Annotated in this window: 11 protein-coding genes; 2 read left to right on the top strand and 9 right to left on the bottom strand. The window is 63.4% G+C overall.

Features of this window, described 5'->3' with window-relative positions; genetic code table 11:
• Nucleotides 1–8: 8 nt before the first annotated feature.
• Both LQ788_RS19240 and LQ788_RS19235 read right to left on the bottom strand, forming a co-directional pair.
• Nucleotides 9–1130 carry a proline racemase family protein gene (locus LQ788_RS19240; RefSeq protein WP_231443829.1) on the bottom strand — a complete coding sequence of 374 codons (1122 nt, stop codon included), beginning with the start codon at nt 1128–1130 and terminating at the stop codon, nt 9–11.
• Nucleotides 1081–3171 carry an oxidoreductase gene (locus LQ788_RS19235; protein ID WP_231443827.1) on the bottom strand — a complete coding sequence of 697 codons (2091 nt, stop codon included), beginning with the start codon at nt 3169–3171 and terminating at the stop codon, nt 1081–1083. Before LQ788_RS19235 ends, LQ788_RS19240 begins: the two co-directional genes overlap by 50 nt.
• A gap of 168 nt (nt 3172–3339) precedes the next feature.
• Between LQ788_RS19235 and LQ788_RS19230 the strand changes: the two genes are divergently transcribed.
• A complete protein-coding gene (locus LQ788_RS19230; protein WP_231443826.1) occupies nt 3340–4077 on the top strand; it encodes a GntR family transcriptional regulator in 738 nt (245 codons plus the stop codon).
• A 125-nt stretch (nt 4078–4202) separates the two neighbouring features.
• Here the strand turns inward: LQ788_RS19230 and LQ788_RS19225 are convergent, their stop codons facing one another.
• The 3 genes from LQ788_RS19225 to LQ788_RS19215 form a co-directional block, all read right to left on the bottom strand.
• Nucleotides 4203–5723 (bottom strand): MFS transporter, encoded by a 1521-nt coding sequence (locus LQ788_RS19225; protein ID WP_231443818.1) that lies wholly within the window; start codon nt 5721–5723, stop codon nt 4203–4205.
• A 404-nt stretch (nt 5724–6127) separates the two neighbouring features.
• Entirely contained in the window at nt 6128–7858 is a 1731-nt protein-coding gene (locus tag LQ788_RS19220; RefSeq protein WP_231443816.1) for a sigma factor-like helix-turn-helix DNA-binding protein, read from the bottom strand.
• Nucleotides 7859–8074: 216 nt separating this feature from the next.
• On the bottom strand, nt 8075–9622 hold the full coding sequence (locus LQ788_RS19215; RefSeq protein WP_231443814.1) for an aminotransferase class I/II-fold pyridoxal phosphate-dependent enzyme: 1548 nt from the start codon (nt 9620–9622) through the stop codon (nt 8075–8077).
• Nucleotides 9623–9713: 91 nt separating this feature from the next.
• Between LQ788_RS19215 and LQ788_RS19210 the strand changes: the two genes are divergently transcribed.
• Entirely contained in the window at nt 9714–10733 is a 1020-nt protein-coding gene (locus LQ788_RS19210; protein ID WP_231443812.1) for a LysR family transcriptional regulator, read from the top strand.
• A 41-nt stretch (nt 10734–10774) separates the two neighbouring features.
• Here LQ788_RS19210 and LQ788_RS19205 read toward each other — a convergent pair whose 3' ends face one another.
• The 4 genes from LQ788_RS19205 to LQ788_RS19190 all read right to left on the bottom strand — a co-directional run bounded on the left by LQ788_RS19205 (nt 10775) and on the right by LQ788_RS19190 (nt 14248).
• A complete protein-coding gene (locus tag LQ788_RS19205) occupies nt 10775–11233 on the bottom strand; it encodes an RrF2 family transcriptional regulator (RefSeq protein ID WP_231443810.1) in 459 nt (152 codons plus the stop codon).
• A gap of 83 nt (nt 11234–11316) precedes the next feature.
• On the bottom strand, nt 11317–12225 hold the full coding sequence (locus tag LQ788_RS19200; RefSeq protein WP_231443808.1) for a sulfite exporter TauE/SafE family protein: 909 nt from the start codon (nt 12223–12225) through the stop codon (nt 11317–11319).
• Between the two features lie 227 nt (nt 12226–12452).
• A complete protein-coding gene (locus LQ788_RS19195; protein ID WP_231443806.1) occupies nt 12453–13838 on the bottom strand; it encodes a tripartite tricarboxylate transporter permease in 1386 nt (461 codons plus the stop codon).
• On the bottom strand, nt 13835–14248 hold the full coding sequence (locus LQ788_RS19190; protein ID WP_231443804.1) for a hypothetical protein: 414 nt from the start codon (nt 14246–14248) through the stop codon (nt 13835–13837). Before LQ788_RS19190 ends, LQ788_RS19195 begins: the two co-directional genes overlap by 4 nt.
• Between the last annotated feature and the right edge of the window lie 38 nt (nt 14249–14286).

Genomic DNA, 14286 nt, shown 5'->3' with positions numbered 1-14286 from the left:
CGGGTCATTCAGCGCAGAACGAAGCCCGGAACCAGTTCATCGCGGGGATCGACGACGAACCTGCAGGTGGAAACCTTGTGCGCGCTCGCCTCGATGGTCGGGATGACGCCGTCCTTCACCTCGGCGAGGACACTGGCTCGGAATCGAGTGCCGATGATCGACTCGTGGAGAAGCGTCTGGCCGGTTGCCAGTTCTCCGCTGGCGTGGAGAAGGCCGATTCGCGCTGCCGTCCCGGACCCGCAAGGCGAGCGGTCGACCTGACCGTCGGCGAAGATGGTCACGTTCCGCTGGTGGAGCTCACCACCTGGCCCTAGGCCGAGGCGATTGACGATGATGGTGCCATAGACCCCGCTCAGTCTGCTGTCGCTGCGATGCTGTGACATCGGATGGTCGGCCAACGCCGTCTTCACCCGGCGTCCGAGACTGATGAGTTCGTTGAGATTCTCCGGCACGACGGTGAGGCCGATTCGGTCCGCGTCGAGGCAGGCATAGATCGCGCCGCCCCATGCGAGATCGACGTTGATCGATTGTCGACCGGAGCTGGACTCTTCTCTTCCCATCGCACTCGTCGGCGGCCCGTCATCGCAGCTGATATCGATGTCGATGCCGGATGCGATGACTCGACAAGCGACGTTGATGAAGTCGACCGAGGTGACTTCGCCGTCGGGGCCGGTGTGGACGGTGGCGGTGACACGGCCCGACGGGACGTCGATGACGACATCGGTGGCCCCCGATTCAGAAGCGCTCACCAATCCGGATTCGACTGCCCATGTTCCCAAAGCGATCGTCCCGTGGCCGCAGGCAGTGGAGAATCCGTCCTTGTGCCAGAACAGCACTCCGAAGTCGGCACCGTCGTCATCGGGGGCAGTGACGAATCCGCCGTACATATCGGCATGCCCACGAGGCTCGAAGACCAGCAGTCGGCGCAGTCCGTCGACCGCCTCGCTGCCGATCGCGTTCATTCGCTTCTCTGCCACAGTGGAACCCGGGATCTCCACCGGGGGATCGGCGACGATCCGGAAAGGCTCCCCTCCGGTGTGATAGTCGATCGTGGTGATCGTGGCTTGTCCGCTCATCTGCTCAGAGCCCCATTCCCACGCGCAGACCTTCGAGGACGGCGGCGTGGACATTGCGGGAGGCGACGGAATCCCCGATCCGATAGAGCGCGAAGGTCGCGCTCGCCTCGGCGGTGGTGGAGGAGGAAGCGCTCGCTGTGGTGGACGGGTTCGAGTCGATTCGATGGGCGGGCTGAGGCCGCCCATGTATCCAGGAGTCGATGTCGATCTCGCCGTGGTTGCTCGAGTGCGACTTGAGCGCGAAGTAGACGTCGTCGTTGGGCGTCGTCCCGAAATCGACGACCACAGCGTCGGTCTCGAGCTCGGTCTCGATGCCCGAGTAGTCATTGCGCAGGCGTGCGGTGACCAACTTGCCGTTGATCTTCGGCTTCGCTGCTAGTCGCTCGCCGAGGTGGATTTTGACGCCGAACTCGGAGAACACCTGTAGGTAGGCGGGGGAGTTCATTGATCCGACGTCGACGCCGATGGTGCGTTCGGGGCTGACATAAGTCACCTCCTGACCGTTGCGAGCCAGGTGCTCGACTGCGTCGAGTGCCGGGTAGAAGCCGTGGTCGTCGAAGACGAGGACGCGGGACTTGTTGCGCAGGCAGTCGTTCATCACGTCCCAGACGTCGAACGACGGACCCTGCTCGCGGAAGGGGTAGCTGGAGTCGGGGACGCCGCCGGTGGCGATGATGACGACGTCGGGGGACAGGGCGAGGATGTCGTCCTCCTCGGCGAAGGTATCGAGTCTGATGTCGACGCCGTGCTTCTTGCACTGCTGCGCCCGCCAGTCGATGATGCCGATGAGGTCCCGGCGGCGCTGCGAGCGGGCGGCGATGCGCACCTGCCCGCCCACCGCTTCGTCGGCCTCGAGTACGGTCACCCGATGCCCGCGCACCGCAGCCACACGTGCGGCCTCGAGACCTGCGGGGCCGGCTCCGACGATGACGACGTGTTTGGGGCCTGACTCCACGTCGCGGGTGACTTCCTGAGGCAGATCGGCCTCTCGTCCGCTGGCCGGGTTGTGGATGCAGGTTGCGGCGCCCGAGGTGTAGATGCTGTCGAGGCACATGTTCGCGCCCACACAGGGGCGGATATCGTCCTCGCGCTTCTCCTCGATCTTCTTCACCAAGTATGGGTCGGCCAGCTGTGCCCGGGTCATGCCCACGAGGTCGACGCAGCCGTCCTCGATCGCGAAGCGGGCTGTGGGTGCATCGGCAATCCGTGCGGCGTGGAGGACGGGGATGTTGATGGCTTGCCGGATGCGACGGCAGGTCTCGAGCCAGGGTGCCGAGGGGGTGCCCATGCCCGGGATCGCCTCGGCGAGTTCCTTATCGGAGCTGATGCTTCCGACGTTGAGGTTGAGGAAGTCGACGCCGTGGGCGGCATACTCCTTGAGCACCTCGATGGAGGCCTCCTCGGTGATGCCGTCTTCGAGCTGTTCGAGGACGGACATACGCACGCCGAGGGCGAGCCCGTCCGCGGCGCCGCGCATGGCATCGATGATCTGGAGCGGGAAGCGCATCCTGGCTGCCAGGTCCCCGTTGTACTCATCCTCGCGCTCATTGAATCGCGAGGCGAAGAAGTAGTCGACGAGGTGGCCGGTATGGAGGAACTCCAGACCGTCGAAGCCTGCGGCCTTGACCCGAGCCGTCGCGGCGGCGAAGTCATCGACCACCCGTTCGATGTCGAAATCTTCCATGGCCTTCGTGAAGGACCGGTGGGTGGGTTCGCGATGTCGGCTGGCGGAGATCAGCGGCAGCCAGTCGGCCGTGAAGTTCGAGTTGCGCGGACCCAGGTGGGTGAGCTGGATCATCACTGCCGTGCCCTCGGCATGGCAGTCATCGGCGATCGCGGCCATCCAGGGAATCACCTCGTCGGTGGAGAGATCGACATTGCCGAAGGCGGCGGGAGAGTCCTTGGACACGATGGCCGACCCGGCCGTCATCGTCAGCCCCACGCCGCCGCGTGCCTTCTCCCGGTGATAGAGACGGTAGCGGTCCTTGGGCATGCCGAGCTCGGTGTAGGCCGGCTCGTGTGCGGTGGAGACGATGCGGTTCTTGAGCTGCACGGGGCCCAGGGTGAACGGCTGGAGCAGGGGATCTACTGACATGGGTTCCTCCTTCGTTGCAGGAACGACGGTGGCTGCTTCGGAGCGGCCACGCTGTGGTGTCGACGACCTCATTTCGATGCGGCCGAAATATTGGTAGTCGATAACCGATTACTTCCCTCAATCGTGAGTCGTCGTGGTTATGCTGTCAATAGTCATCGAAGGAGAATTTTGGTCACCAGCGAATCCGGAGCACCCGCAGCGAAGCATCCGACCTCTGGCAGTCGTGCATTGGGCGGCAGTACGTCTATTCCGGCTCGGCCCGAGACTGCCCCGACGTTGAGGGAGCACGCGCTGGTCGTCATCCGCCATGCGATCACGACCGGGGACCTTGCCGAGGATACGATCTATTCGGCGGCGGGACTGGCCAAGCAGCTGGGCATGTCCCTGAGCCCGGTCCGAGAGGCCATGATGTCTCTCGTCGCCGAAGGGACTGTTGAGGCCGTGCCGAACCGCGGTTTCCGCCTGGTGCCGGTCACGCGAGAAGACCTGGAGGAGATCATCCGAATCAGAGCTCTGCTCGCCGGGCCTGCTGTCGAAGCCCTGTGCGACCGGGCGCGCGAGGATCCGGTCGCGAATGCGTCCGCGCTCGGCGATCTTCGCCGTCATGCCGAAGCTGCTCTGGCGGCGGCGCACGAGGATGACACGGTCGGATTTATGACTGCCGATCGTCTTTTCCACGAGCATCTGCTCGAGTACGGTCTGGGCCGCCGGGCGGCCGACATCAGTCTGCGGCTGCGCGACCAGTCACGAGTCTTTGCGGCCCATTCGATCGCCGCCATCGTCGACGCTGAATCGGCGCAGCAGATCGTCGACCTCGTCGGGCTCATCGAAGTCGGCAGGTCGACCGAGGCGCAGGCTCTGGTCATCGATAACCTCTTCTACTTCCGGCGGGCCGAGAGCTCCTAGACACACGCTGAGGGCGGGGGAGCAAACCGCGCTTGGAAGCGCACAACGAAGCGGTCGCCCCCGGAACGAGAGCGACCGTCTCGGCGATGGTCAGGACTGTTCGTCAGTCCCGTTGTGACTCGGGATCAGACCTTCACGACCGGGATCGGCATGGTGTCCGGGTCGAGGTCCGGATTGTCATCCTGGGTACGAACGAGCTCGACCGCTTCCTCGTGTGTGGCGACTGTCGGGAACGAACCGAGCAGCGGCCTGTGCGCTGATTCCTTCATCAGGAGCACCGCCACGAAGGCGATGGTTGAGAAGAACATGATGTAGAACGCAGGCATGTACGAGTTGCCGGTGAGGTCGATGAGCGCCTGGCTGAACAGCGGCGTGGTGCCGCCGAACAGGGAGACTCCGATGTTGAAGGTCAGACCCATGGCACCGTAGCGCGACGCTGTCGGGAACAGCGCCGGCAGTGTCGATGCGAGGCAGGCGATGTAGAAGCCGGCAGGCAGGGCGACCATGAACAGTGCGATGATGACGGCCCACATCTCGCCGATCTGCATGACGGCGAAGGCCGGGACCATAAGCACGATCGTCAGACCCGCGGCAATGAGGAAGACCTTTTTGCGGCCGATCGTGTCGGAGAGGCGCCCGATCAGCGGCAGGCACAGGGACATGATGACGAGCACCGGAATTGTCGCCACGGCCGCTTGGACGTTCGAGACCTTGACTGTCTCCTCGAGATAGGTCGGCATGAAGCTGGTGAGGGCGTAGCCCACCGTCTGTGAACCGGCGACGATGGCGATGCCGATGAGGATCTCTTTCCAGAAGTGACGGACGACGCCGATGAGGCCGTGGCGAGCGTACTTGTCGTCCTTGACCTTCACATCGAGGCCCTCAGCCACGTTGGCTTCGAAGCTGGGTGTCTCGGGGATCTTCAGTCGGAACCAGATGGCGACGGCGCCGAGGGGGATCGCGATGAGGAACGGGATCCTCCAGCCGCCGTCGATCATGGCGTTCTCTCCGGCGACGCTCGTGGAGATGACGGTGGTGATGGCGACGGTGCCTGCACCGGCTGCGAAGCCGAGGTAGGAGCCGACGTCGAGCCAGGAGGCCCAGAATCCACGCGACTTATCGGGGGCGAACTCCGAGACGTAGGTGGTCGCACCGGCGTATTCGCCGCCGGTCGAGAATCCCTGGATCATCTTAAGCAGGTAGAGAGGAATGATCACCCACAAGCCGATCTGAGCCGCGGTGGGCAGAACGCCGATGAGCGCGGTGGCGGTGGCCATCGTGGCCATGGTGAAGAAGAGGACCTTCTGGCGCCCGATCTTGTCGCCCAGCGGTCCGAGGACCATGCCGCCGAGGGGGCGGACGAGGAAGGAGACCGCGAAGCCGAACAGAGTGACGAGGAGACCCATCTGCCTGTCCATACCTTCGGTGAAGACAGTGGTCATGGTGACGGCCAGGTATCCGTAGACGCCGAAGTCGAACCATTCCATGAAGTTGCCGACGGTGGTGCCGCCGATTGCCGTGCGAATGGATTTCTTCTCGATCACGATGCAGTGGTCGGCCTCCAAGCGCTTCTTCTTGAGTGCCTTCCGCTCCCTGCGGGGCAGCTTCGTCCCATCTGGAATCGGGTTTGCTTGGCCTTCTGACATCAGTGGTTCCTCGTTTCAGATGCAATTCGATTTTCTGACACCCCAAGAACTCGAGAGTTACGGGGTGATCGTTTTTCGACAATGCTGAACATCTTTACTCGATTAAACACCCATGTCAACAAATTTAGTGAGCCAGGTCACGATGAATTGTCGTTCGGGTAAGAATTCTGTGGGACTGCTGAAAGCGACCGGGGTATTTACCTCAGGCGAACCTGTGGTTATTAGGAGCAACCCAAGCGGCGGGGTTTTGGGTGTGCAAATGGTCGATGCCCGTCAGCAGGCGCGTCAAATTGGGGCGCAGTCGGCCCAAATGGAGATGCAGTCAGTCTGAGGAGTGTCCCAGCGTCCAGCGCTCATTTCGATGAAGAGCCTGTGCTCAGGTCGAGGTGCCACTCTGTGTCGGATCAGGGGGTGGGGTTTTCGGAGCTCGGCTCCTCGCTGGGCGACTCAGGCGGCTCATCCGACGGTTCCTCGCTTGGCTCCTCAGATGGCTCCTCGGTCGGTTCCTCGCTTGGCTCCTCAGTCGGCTCATCCGACGGCGACTCTGAAGGTGTTTCAGGGTCGTCGGATGGTGGCGGTGTCGGTTCCGAAGGCGACTCAGGGTCTGGCTCGTTGGAATCCGACGGGCTCGGCTTGTCTGGTTCGTCTGCTGACGGGCGATCGCTGCTGTCGCCCTTGTCGCCGGGATTGTCCTCGGCCGATGGGCTATCGTCCGTCTGGATGTCATCGTCTCCCGGGTCCCGAGATGACTTTTCATCCTCGCCCCTGTCGGATTCAGAAGCCTGTGATTTCTCGGACCCCGACTCTTGGTCGTGCTTGTCCGAGTTCGTGTCATCTGGAGATTGGGAGTTGCTGTTCTTCTCCTCCTTCTTCGAGGAGGAGTCTTCCATTGAAGAGGGGTCTTCAGGTGAGGCCGCGGTGCCTGCGTTGCCGGATTGAAGTCCAGTCTGCTCAGCTTGCTGCGGCATTATGGCCACACCGACGAGTGTTCCCAGGAGGCCTATGCACGCGGCGACTACCGGAATCAGTACGGGTTTCGGCATGCTGAAGCCAGCTGGTGCAGGCGTGTGGCGCGAGGTGTGAGCTGCCGCGGGTGGCGCACCGAAGGTGGTGGGAGAGGCGGACTCATCGACTGATTCGGAGACTGAGCTGGTCTCAGGATCATCCTTCGCGACTGAATCTGTTCCTGCCGTTGCGTCGGCTTCGGGCGCCAAGGTCGCACCTGCGGCACCTGCACCTGCGGCACCTGCACCTGCTGCGACGGACAGGCTCGGCGCGGCAGCCGCGGTTGTGTCCGCGCTTTGAGAGTCTGCACTTTCGTCTTCGGCTCCTGCATCCTCGGCCCCCAATAGGGCCGGAGCCGGCTCTGTGACTGATTCGTCTGCAGGTGCGGCTGACTCGATTCCAGGTCCCTCGGCAGCAGACGTTTCGAGGACTGCGGTTGCAGGGTCAGCAGCGTCGGCAACAGCAGCGTCGGCAGCAGCAGGAGCTGATTCTGGAATTGACTGTGCCAAGGTGGCAGAGAGGCGCTCAATGACGATCGGCGAGGTCAGAAGCGCAGGAATGAGCGCGGCGCGGTGATCGGCGGTTGCATTGCTCTTCGCCGGGCGGACCCGCTTCCATTCATCCTGTAGGCCTTGACGGGCGCGACCTGCCAGCCGTTCGATAGTCGATGCCTTGATATTCAGCTGCTCGGCCACGGCCTCGGGTGGGAGACGTTCGACTTCGCGCAACCACAGGATCCGCTGCCAGTTATCGGGCAGGTTCGACAGAGCCTGTGAGACCTGGGCAGCCTCTGGAGCTACTGAGTCCGAACCCCCTGCTGACGTCAGATCGGCTGAGGTCAGATTCTCGATGTGCGTGTCGATCTCGGCGTCAATTAAGGAGCGGAGGCCCTCGGTTGTGTCGGAGGACCTGTTGAGCAGGGACCTGAGCACACTGAGGAAAGCATCATCTGCAACCTGTTTGGCCTGCGCCTTGGGCAGAGGGGATGATGCTCTTGCTATGGCGTCGTCGCGGTAGCGGCGGTAGATCTCGGAATAGGCACCGGCGGTTCCGGCATCGATGAGCGAGAGAAGCTCGCTCTCCGTGAAATCGGCGAGTTCTTCCCCTGGCTGATGTGCGTGCACGTCCATCCGGTCCTGAATCAATCGGTAGCGTCATGCAGTCTGCAGTTCGTCATTGCAGCCTGCGTCTGGTCCAGCAGTGAGAATAAGGGAAGAGCATTCTGTGTGAAATCTATCCTCAGCGGCGACTGTAGCCGACAAGACGGCTTTGTGCATAGAGTATCGCTATTTGAACAATCAACCAGTCTCACTGGTTCGATGAAGGGATCCGATCAGGGGCAACGGTCAGTTCTTGAGGACTCGGAACGTGCTCAGTGTCGCATCGACGCCGCCGCGGACGTGCCCCGATGGGCTGGCGGCGACGGCCTGCAGGAACTCGATGGTCTCTGCAGTGATCCTTTCGCCGGGGAGGACATTCGGGATGCCCGGTGGGTACGCGGCCAGGGAGCTGACGCTGGTCCGGCCGATCGCCTCGGCGGCGGGAACGAGTTCGGACTCCGCGAAGTACGCATCGCGCGGCAGGGCGACCAGCTCTCCGGCGTTCGGCAGGGCGGGGATGCCCGAGGCTCGCGTCGCAGACTCGGCTGCGCCCGCACCGCTTGTTCCGGAGTTCTCGGCACGGATCTGGTCGAGTGCGTCGAAGAGTCGGCTGAGGTCGGGAGACTTGCCGATGCCGATGAGGGCGACGATCGTCGTGCCAGTCGCCATCTCGGCGAAGATGTCGAACTCCTCGGTCAGGCGCTTGCGCACGGCATGGCCGTCGAGTCCCGTCGAGGTGATGTCGATGGGCAGGCGGAAGGGGTCGATGTCGACGACGTCGGCATGGTTCATGAAGTCCCCGGAGAGCAGATGATAGTGCTCGGAGCCCTCGATCCGGGCACGGATCTGGCGGATGTTGTCCAGCGAATCGGCAATCGCATCGTGGGAGTTCACGAGTTCGCGGCGGGCAATGTCGATCGACGCCATGAGGTGGGCGTTCTCGCTGGTCGAAGCCGTCATCATGAAGGCACGGGCCAGGGCCGGTTCGAGCCTGTTCGCGAACTCGGTATCGCCGAGGTGGAGCAGGGCCGACTGGGTGAATGAGCCGGCGAGCTTATGGGTGCTCATGATGACGATATCGGCGCCCAGGGTCACGGGGGACTCCGGCAGGTCGGGGTGGAAGCCGAAATGGGCGCCCCATGCGGCGTCGATGATGAGGGCGGCGCCTGCTTCGTGGGCGACCTCGGCCAGGGCGCTGACATCGGCGACTGCACCGAAGTAGCTGGGGGTCACCAGGTAGACGGCAGAGACCTTCTCAGGGTGGGCGGCAATGGCATGGCGCAGCGAGTCCGAGGTGACTCCGTGGGCGATGCCGTTGACCTCGTCGACGTTGGGGGAGACGAAGCCGGGGTTGAGTCCGGCCAGCACGATGCCGTCGATGAAACTCGAATGGGCGCTGCGTTGGGTGACGACGCCCGTGCCCAGCGTGCCGATCGCCAGTGCTGCCATGCGGTTGCCCTGCGAGGAGCCGTTGGTGAGGAACCAGGTGCGCCGCGCGCCCCAGGCCTCGGCCGCCAGCTGCAGGGCTTCGTCCTTCGGGGTGTCGACGCCGAGGTCGATGCCGTCGAAGAGCGGGGGGATGTCCAGGGAGAGGGTGTGCTCGCCGAAGAACTCGGCCTGACCTGCGGAGATTCCCGTGGTGGTGCCGCCATGTCCGGGGGTGGACAGGAACAGCGAGTCACGCTTGGCCGCCGCCTGCAGCGCATCGGCATAGGGCGCGTAGGTCTTCGCGTTACCCGGGAATGCCGAATGATCTGAGGCGGAGGTCATGGGGGAGTCTTGATGCACGGTCATGAATCCAGATTAGGCAACGGAGCCTTGCCGGGAGAATACCAAGTTTCCTAAACTGATCAATACACACTATTGAGCTTGTGCTCGGAGGATAATGGAAACTCTGGATACCCGTGGACTCTCGGCCCTGCGCGCGATCGCCGAGTTCGGTTCGGTTGCCGCAGCGGCGACCACACTGGGGTGGAGCCAGCCCACCGTCAACCATCACCTGCGCAATCTGGAGAAGGCTCTGGGCTCGACCTTGATCGAGAAGAGCCCGCGGGGATCGCAGCCGACAGTGGTCGGCGGCCTTGTCGTCTCCCGTGCCGTGGAGATCCTGGGACTGTGCGACCGCCTCGGCGCCGAGGTGGCCCTGTGGCGTGAAGATCAGGCGGTTCCGGTTCGCATCGGGGCCGTTCCCACGGTCGGTGCCCGGGTGATCCCTAAGCTGCACAACCAGCTGCAGAAGCGTGCGCGCTGGCAGGCCCCTGATGAGATGGCCGCTGTTCTTCCCACACCTGCCGATATGACGGCTGCGGCACTCGATGTGACCATGGATGAGCATGCGAAGCTCGTCGCCAGGCTGGAATCCGGTGATCTCGACCTGGCGCTGCTCGTCTCCACCGACATCGACAAGACGTGGATCCCGTCGACCCTGAAGGCCAAGCACCTGTACTCGGAGCAGCTCTTCCTCTGCGTGCCGAAGTCCGTCGGTCCGGTCTCCTTCGATGCTCACGGGATGCCCGATCTCACGGCCTTGGTGTCCCAGACCTGGGCGTTCAGCATCGACCCGGGCGATGCCATCGACGAGGTAGTTCGGTCGTTCTGTGTGGCCGCCGGTTTTGAGCCGCGGGTTGGTATGCGGATGGATGACTACGCGGCGATCATCCGGATGATCGCGGCCGGGTTGGCGGTCGCGGTGATCCCTGATTCTTCGGTGCCCGAGGACCCGACGGTCGAGGTCATTCCGATGCCGATGGACGCCTGCCGCCGCGACGTCCTTCTCGTGTCACGTGCGCGGTCGGGGGAGTCGACGGCGAAGGTCTCACGGCATGACCCGATCATCGCCGCACATCATGCCGCCGTCGCCGAGGTGGTCGCTGACGTGGGAACCGTCACCGCGCAGTGGCGGTGACGCGACGGATGCAGTGACGGTGATGCAGTGGTGCTATCTGCTCAGTGCGGGTTCCAGGCGTCTTCGATCGCGACCTTCTCGGTCACCGCGGCGGGCAGTGTCTTCGAGGCCAGCGCTGCGATGGTCACCTGCTCGAGGACATCGCGGAGGGCGAAGCGGGCCGCGATCCACACCTGTTGGAGGGAATCGGCGGCATCGTCGTACTCGACTGCCTCAGGGCGCTGGCCGTAGATCGAGACCAGCGGTCCGTCGACGGCGCGGATGACATCGGCGATGGTCGTGGCGCTCGCGGGTTTTGTCAGTTTCCAGCCGCCGGAATTGCCGCGGACCGAGGCCACGATCTCGACCCTGCGCAGGTCGGCGAGGATGGCCTGGAGAAATCCCTTGGGGATGTTCTGTCGCTTTCCGAGCTCATCGGCGCTGATGGGGCCGCCGTCGCTGACGTTGGCGATCTCGATCAGAGCCCGCAGAGCATAGTCGGATTTCGTGGTGACCCGCATGCCGTCATAGTAACAGCGGGCTCACCGGCGCCCCCGCGCACTGGCACCCAGGGGAGAGCCGGGGAGCCGGCCGTCTGCGGTGCTCAGCTTCCGGTGGTGACTTCGGCGCCCACCTCGGCGAGGGATTCGGTCTGACGGGTGCGGCGCTCAAGGCGAACCGCATGCACGATGAGTGCGATCCAGACTGCGGCGAGGGCGATGAGGGTGATGGTGACCGTGGTCGACGATGCTCCGAGGGCCAGGGCGATCGTGCGCACATTGGTGAGGATGATGATGCCGCCGGCGGCGATCGCCAGCACCCGGGCGGGCAGGATCTTGACCAGCCAGGCGGCGATCGGTGCGGCGATGACTCCGCCGACCAGAAGTGCCCCGGCGATGGACCATTCGATTCCTGAGGAGCCCAGCGCGAAGAGGAATCCGAGTGAGCCGCCGACCGCGACGACGAATTCGCTGGTGTCGATCGACCCGACGACCTTGCGTGGTTCCAGTCGCCCCGATGACAGAAGAGTGGTGGTCCCGACCGGGCCCCAACCGCCTCCGCCGATGGAGTCCAGCGCACCGCCGACGAGTCCCATGGGTACGAGCAGCCTCACTCCGGGCCGTCCTTTGAACTCGGGGCGTCGACCGCCGAGGGCGAGGAAGCGCCAGATCACATAGATTCCAAGGGCCAGCAGGATGCTCGAGATCCACGGTGTGGCCGCGTCGCCGTTGAGGCTGGTGAGGAAGGTTGCGCCGGCGAAGGCACCGACGAAGCCGGGGATCGCGAGGATCGAGACCGTCTTCCAATCGACGTTGCCGAACTTGTGGTGGGAGATGCCGGAGACCAGGGACGTGCCGATCTCAGAGAAGTGCACCGCCGCCGAGGCTGTGGCCGGTGCGATCCCGGCCGCGAGCAGCAGGGTCGTCGACGTCACCCCATAGGCCATACCGAGGGAGCCGTCGATGAGCTGGGCAAGAAGCCCGACGAATCCGAGGACGATGAGCTGGCGCATAGTGGTGACCTTTCAGCATGCTGAAGATTGTTGAGCAATTCGTTCGATGCCAACAATACTCACTAAGTCGATCCGATTACTAGACTATGAATTTCTGTGACGTTTCGGGACATCGTGCGTCACAGGGCCAGGGCGGTCTTTGAGACAGGACGAAGCACCGAGGTAGACCTACCCCGGTGCTTCGAGTCTGGCCCAGGCGGCCAGCAATGTCGGACCGTCGGGACCTTTTACAGGGCCAGAACTGCCGGAACCGTGAGGACGGCGACGTAGTAACCCATGAATTGGACTCCTGCGTGCATGCCGATCATTCTGTTGAACAGACCGCCGACCAGTCCCACAGTGATGGTCACTCCGAGCGCGAGCAGACCGCCTTCGTAGAGGCAGATGACGCAGATGAGTGCGGCGAAGCCAGCAATGATCGCCTCATGAGAGACCGATTTCATCACCCAAGTAGCAGCCCTGTGGGCGTTCCTCATCACGAACGGATAGGCGACAGCAACTGCGATGACCGCGGCGATGACCGAGAAGAGCGCGAACTCACCGGTCGACAGAAGGTCGTGCAGATTGTTCGTCTCGCCCGTCTCCGCATCGAGGGTGTAGACCGGCGGCGCGTTGAACAGCGGCGCTGCCGGGCCCGCGGCCATCGGCGAGAGAGGAAGGCCGATGGCGATCAGCGGGATCAGGGTCTCAGCGATATAGGTCGACTCGGTGGTTCCGTTCCTCACGGACACGACCGTTGTCAGTCGATGGAAACCGTTTTTGATTCGGCTGCCGGCGATCTCACCCATGAGCACCGCCATGGCGACTGGTGAGAACACGAAGGTTGCGCTGGTGATGACAGCCGAACCGCTCGTGTAGGCCAACTGCTTTCGGTCCAGGACCCTGAAGGGGTTCGGCAACTTTGCCCCACCCGCAGGCCGGACGTCGGGCGCGAGGTCGAACTCCCGCTTGCCTGCCTGAGTCATCGACCGACGGCCCGCGGGGGACAGCGCGGAGAACAGATCGTAGATGAGAGGACCGGTCGCGATGCCCAGGAAGAAGGAGGTTGTGAACGTCGCGTCCTTCTGTTCGAGGATGAATGCCTGCAGCCCGACGATGATGAGGACGAAGGGGATCAGTGCGACGACTGCCGCCAGCTTTCCTTTCGACGTGTACGCGACGAGCACGGCCGCCGCGATGAAGATCCACGGGGCTGCGGCACCGATGGCCTCGGCGAACGGAGTGAGGACCAGTGCGAAGAGGATCGACAGAGGAATCGCGATGATCACCGCGATCACGCCACCGGAGATGGCCTTCTGCAGGGCGATATGAGGCACTCCGAGAGAACGCAGCAGCTGTGCTTCGCGCAGCATCGGCACGGCAGTGGTGTCGCCGGGTATCCCCAACAATGTTGTGGGCACGGCGTGAGAGATGTGCTTGGCGATGATCGCTGCCAAGAAGAAGGCGATGACGCCGGCCGGCGGTACTCCGATGAGGATGACGAGCAGTGCCAGGGGTGCGACGATCGCTGTCTCGTCGGTGCCTGAGATGAGGCCGATTCCGGTGAAGAGCACCGCGGCCAGCAGGGCCATGCCGATCGCCCACAGGATCGGCTCAATGAGATCCGCGCTCACAGCTGTGCACCCTTCGCCCGGTTCTCATGGTTCTCGACCAGAGCGTCGAAGAGCCCGAGTGCTCGTATCTCCTCCTGCACCCCCGGTTTGAGATCCCGGGGGTCACCCAGGTCGCCGTACTCTTCGACGACTTCATCGATGACTTCCTGCCGGTTCCGGGTGTCGGCCTCTGACTGTGTGATCACCCGCTTGGGCTTGAACAGGATTCCGGCGATCACGGCACCGACGATGCAGCCCACGATTCCGATCAGGAGGGCGTAGGAATGCCCCAGTTCCGGATCGCCGGTGGTCGTGAAGAGATGGTCGGAGATGAGGAAGGCGGGAACCGCCACCCCAATTCCGATGGCAATGCTGCCGACAAGGTGTTTTGAGTCGACAGTGTCATTCCAGACTTCGAGCAGCTGTGGCATCTTCGCCTACCTTCTGTTGATGAGTCGTGTTTCTGGAG

Origin of the sequence: Brevibacterium zhoupengii, from assembly GCF_021117425.1 — a bacterium.
Classification (GTDB): Bacteria; Actinomycetota; Actinomycetes; order Actinomycetales; family Brevibacteriaceae; genus Brevibacterium; species Brevibacterium zhoupengii.
Note: the sequence above shows the minus strand (reverse complement) of the source record. Positions and strands in the feature narration are given on the sequence as shown.

Excerpts from the sequence above, each read along its gene's own strand:
- LQ788_RS19205 (WP_231443810.1), bottom strand. The coding sequence starts at position 11,233 with ATGCGGGTCACCACGAAATCCGACTATGCTCTGCGGGCTCTGATCGAG.
- LQ788_RS19200 (WP_231443808.1), bottom strand. The coding sequence starts at position 12,225 with ATGCGCCAGCTCATCGTCCTCGGATTCGTCGGGCTTCTTGCCCAGCTC.
- LQ788_RS19225 (WP_231443818.1), bottom strand. The coding sequence starts at position 5,723 with ATGTCAGAAGGCCAAGCAAACCCGATTCCAGATGGGACGAAGCTGCCC.
- LQ788_RS19190 (WP_231443804.1), bottom strand. The coding sequence starts at position 14,248 with ATGCCACAGCTGCTCGAAGTCTGGAATGACACTGTCGACTCAAAACAC.
- LQ788_RS19220 (WP_231443816.1), bottom strand. The coding sequence starts at position 7,858 with ATGGACGTGCACGCACATCAGCCAGGGGAAGAACTCGCCGATTTCACG.
- LQ788_RS19240 (WP_231443829.1), bottom strand. The coding sequence starts at position 1,130 with ATGTCCACGCCGCCGTCCTCGAAGGTCTGCGCGTGGGAATGGGGCTCT.
- LQ788_RS19210 (WP_231443812.1), top strand. The coding sequence starts at position 9,714 with ATGGAAACTCTGGATACCCGTGGACTCTCGGCCCTGCGCGCGATCGCC.
- LQ788_RS19235 (WP_231443827.1), bottom strand. The coding sequence starts at position 3,171 with ATGTCAGTAGATCCCCTGCTCCAGCCGTTCACCCTGGGCCCCGTGCAG.
- LQ788_RS19215 (WP_231443814.1), bottom strand. The coding sequence starts at position 9,622 with ATGACCGTGCATCAAGACTCCCCCATGACCTCCGCCTCAGATCATTCG.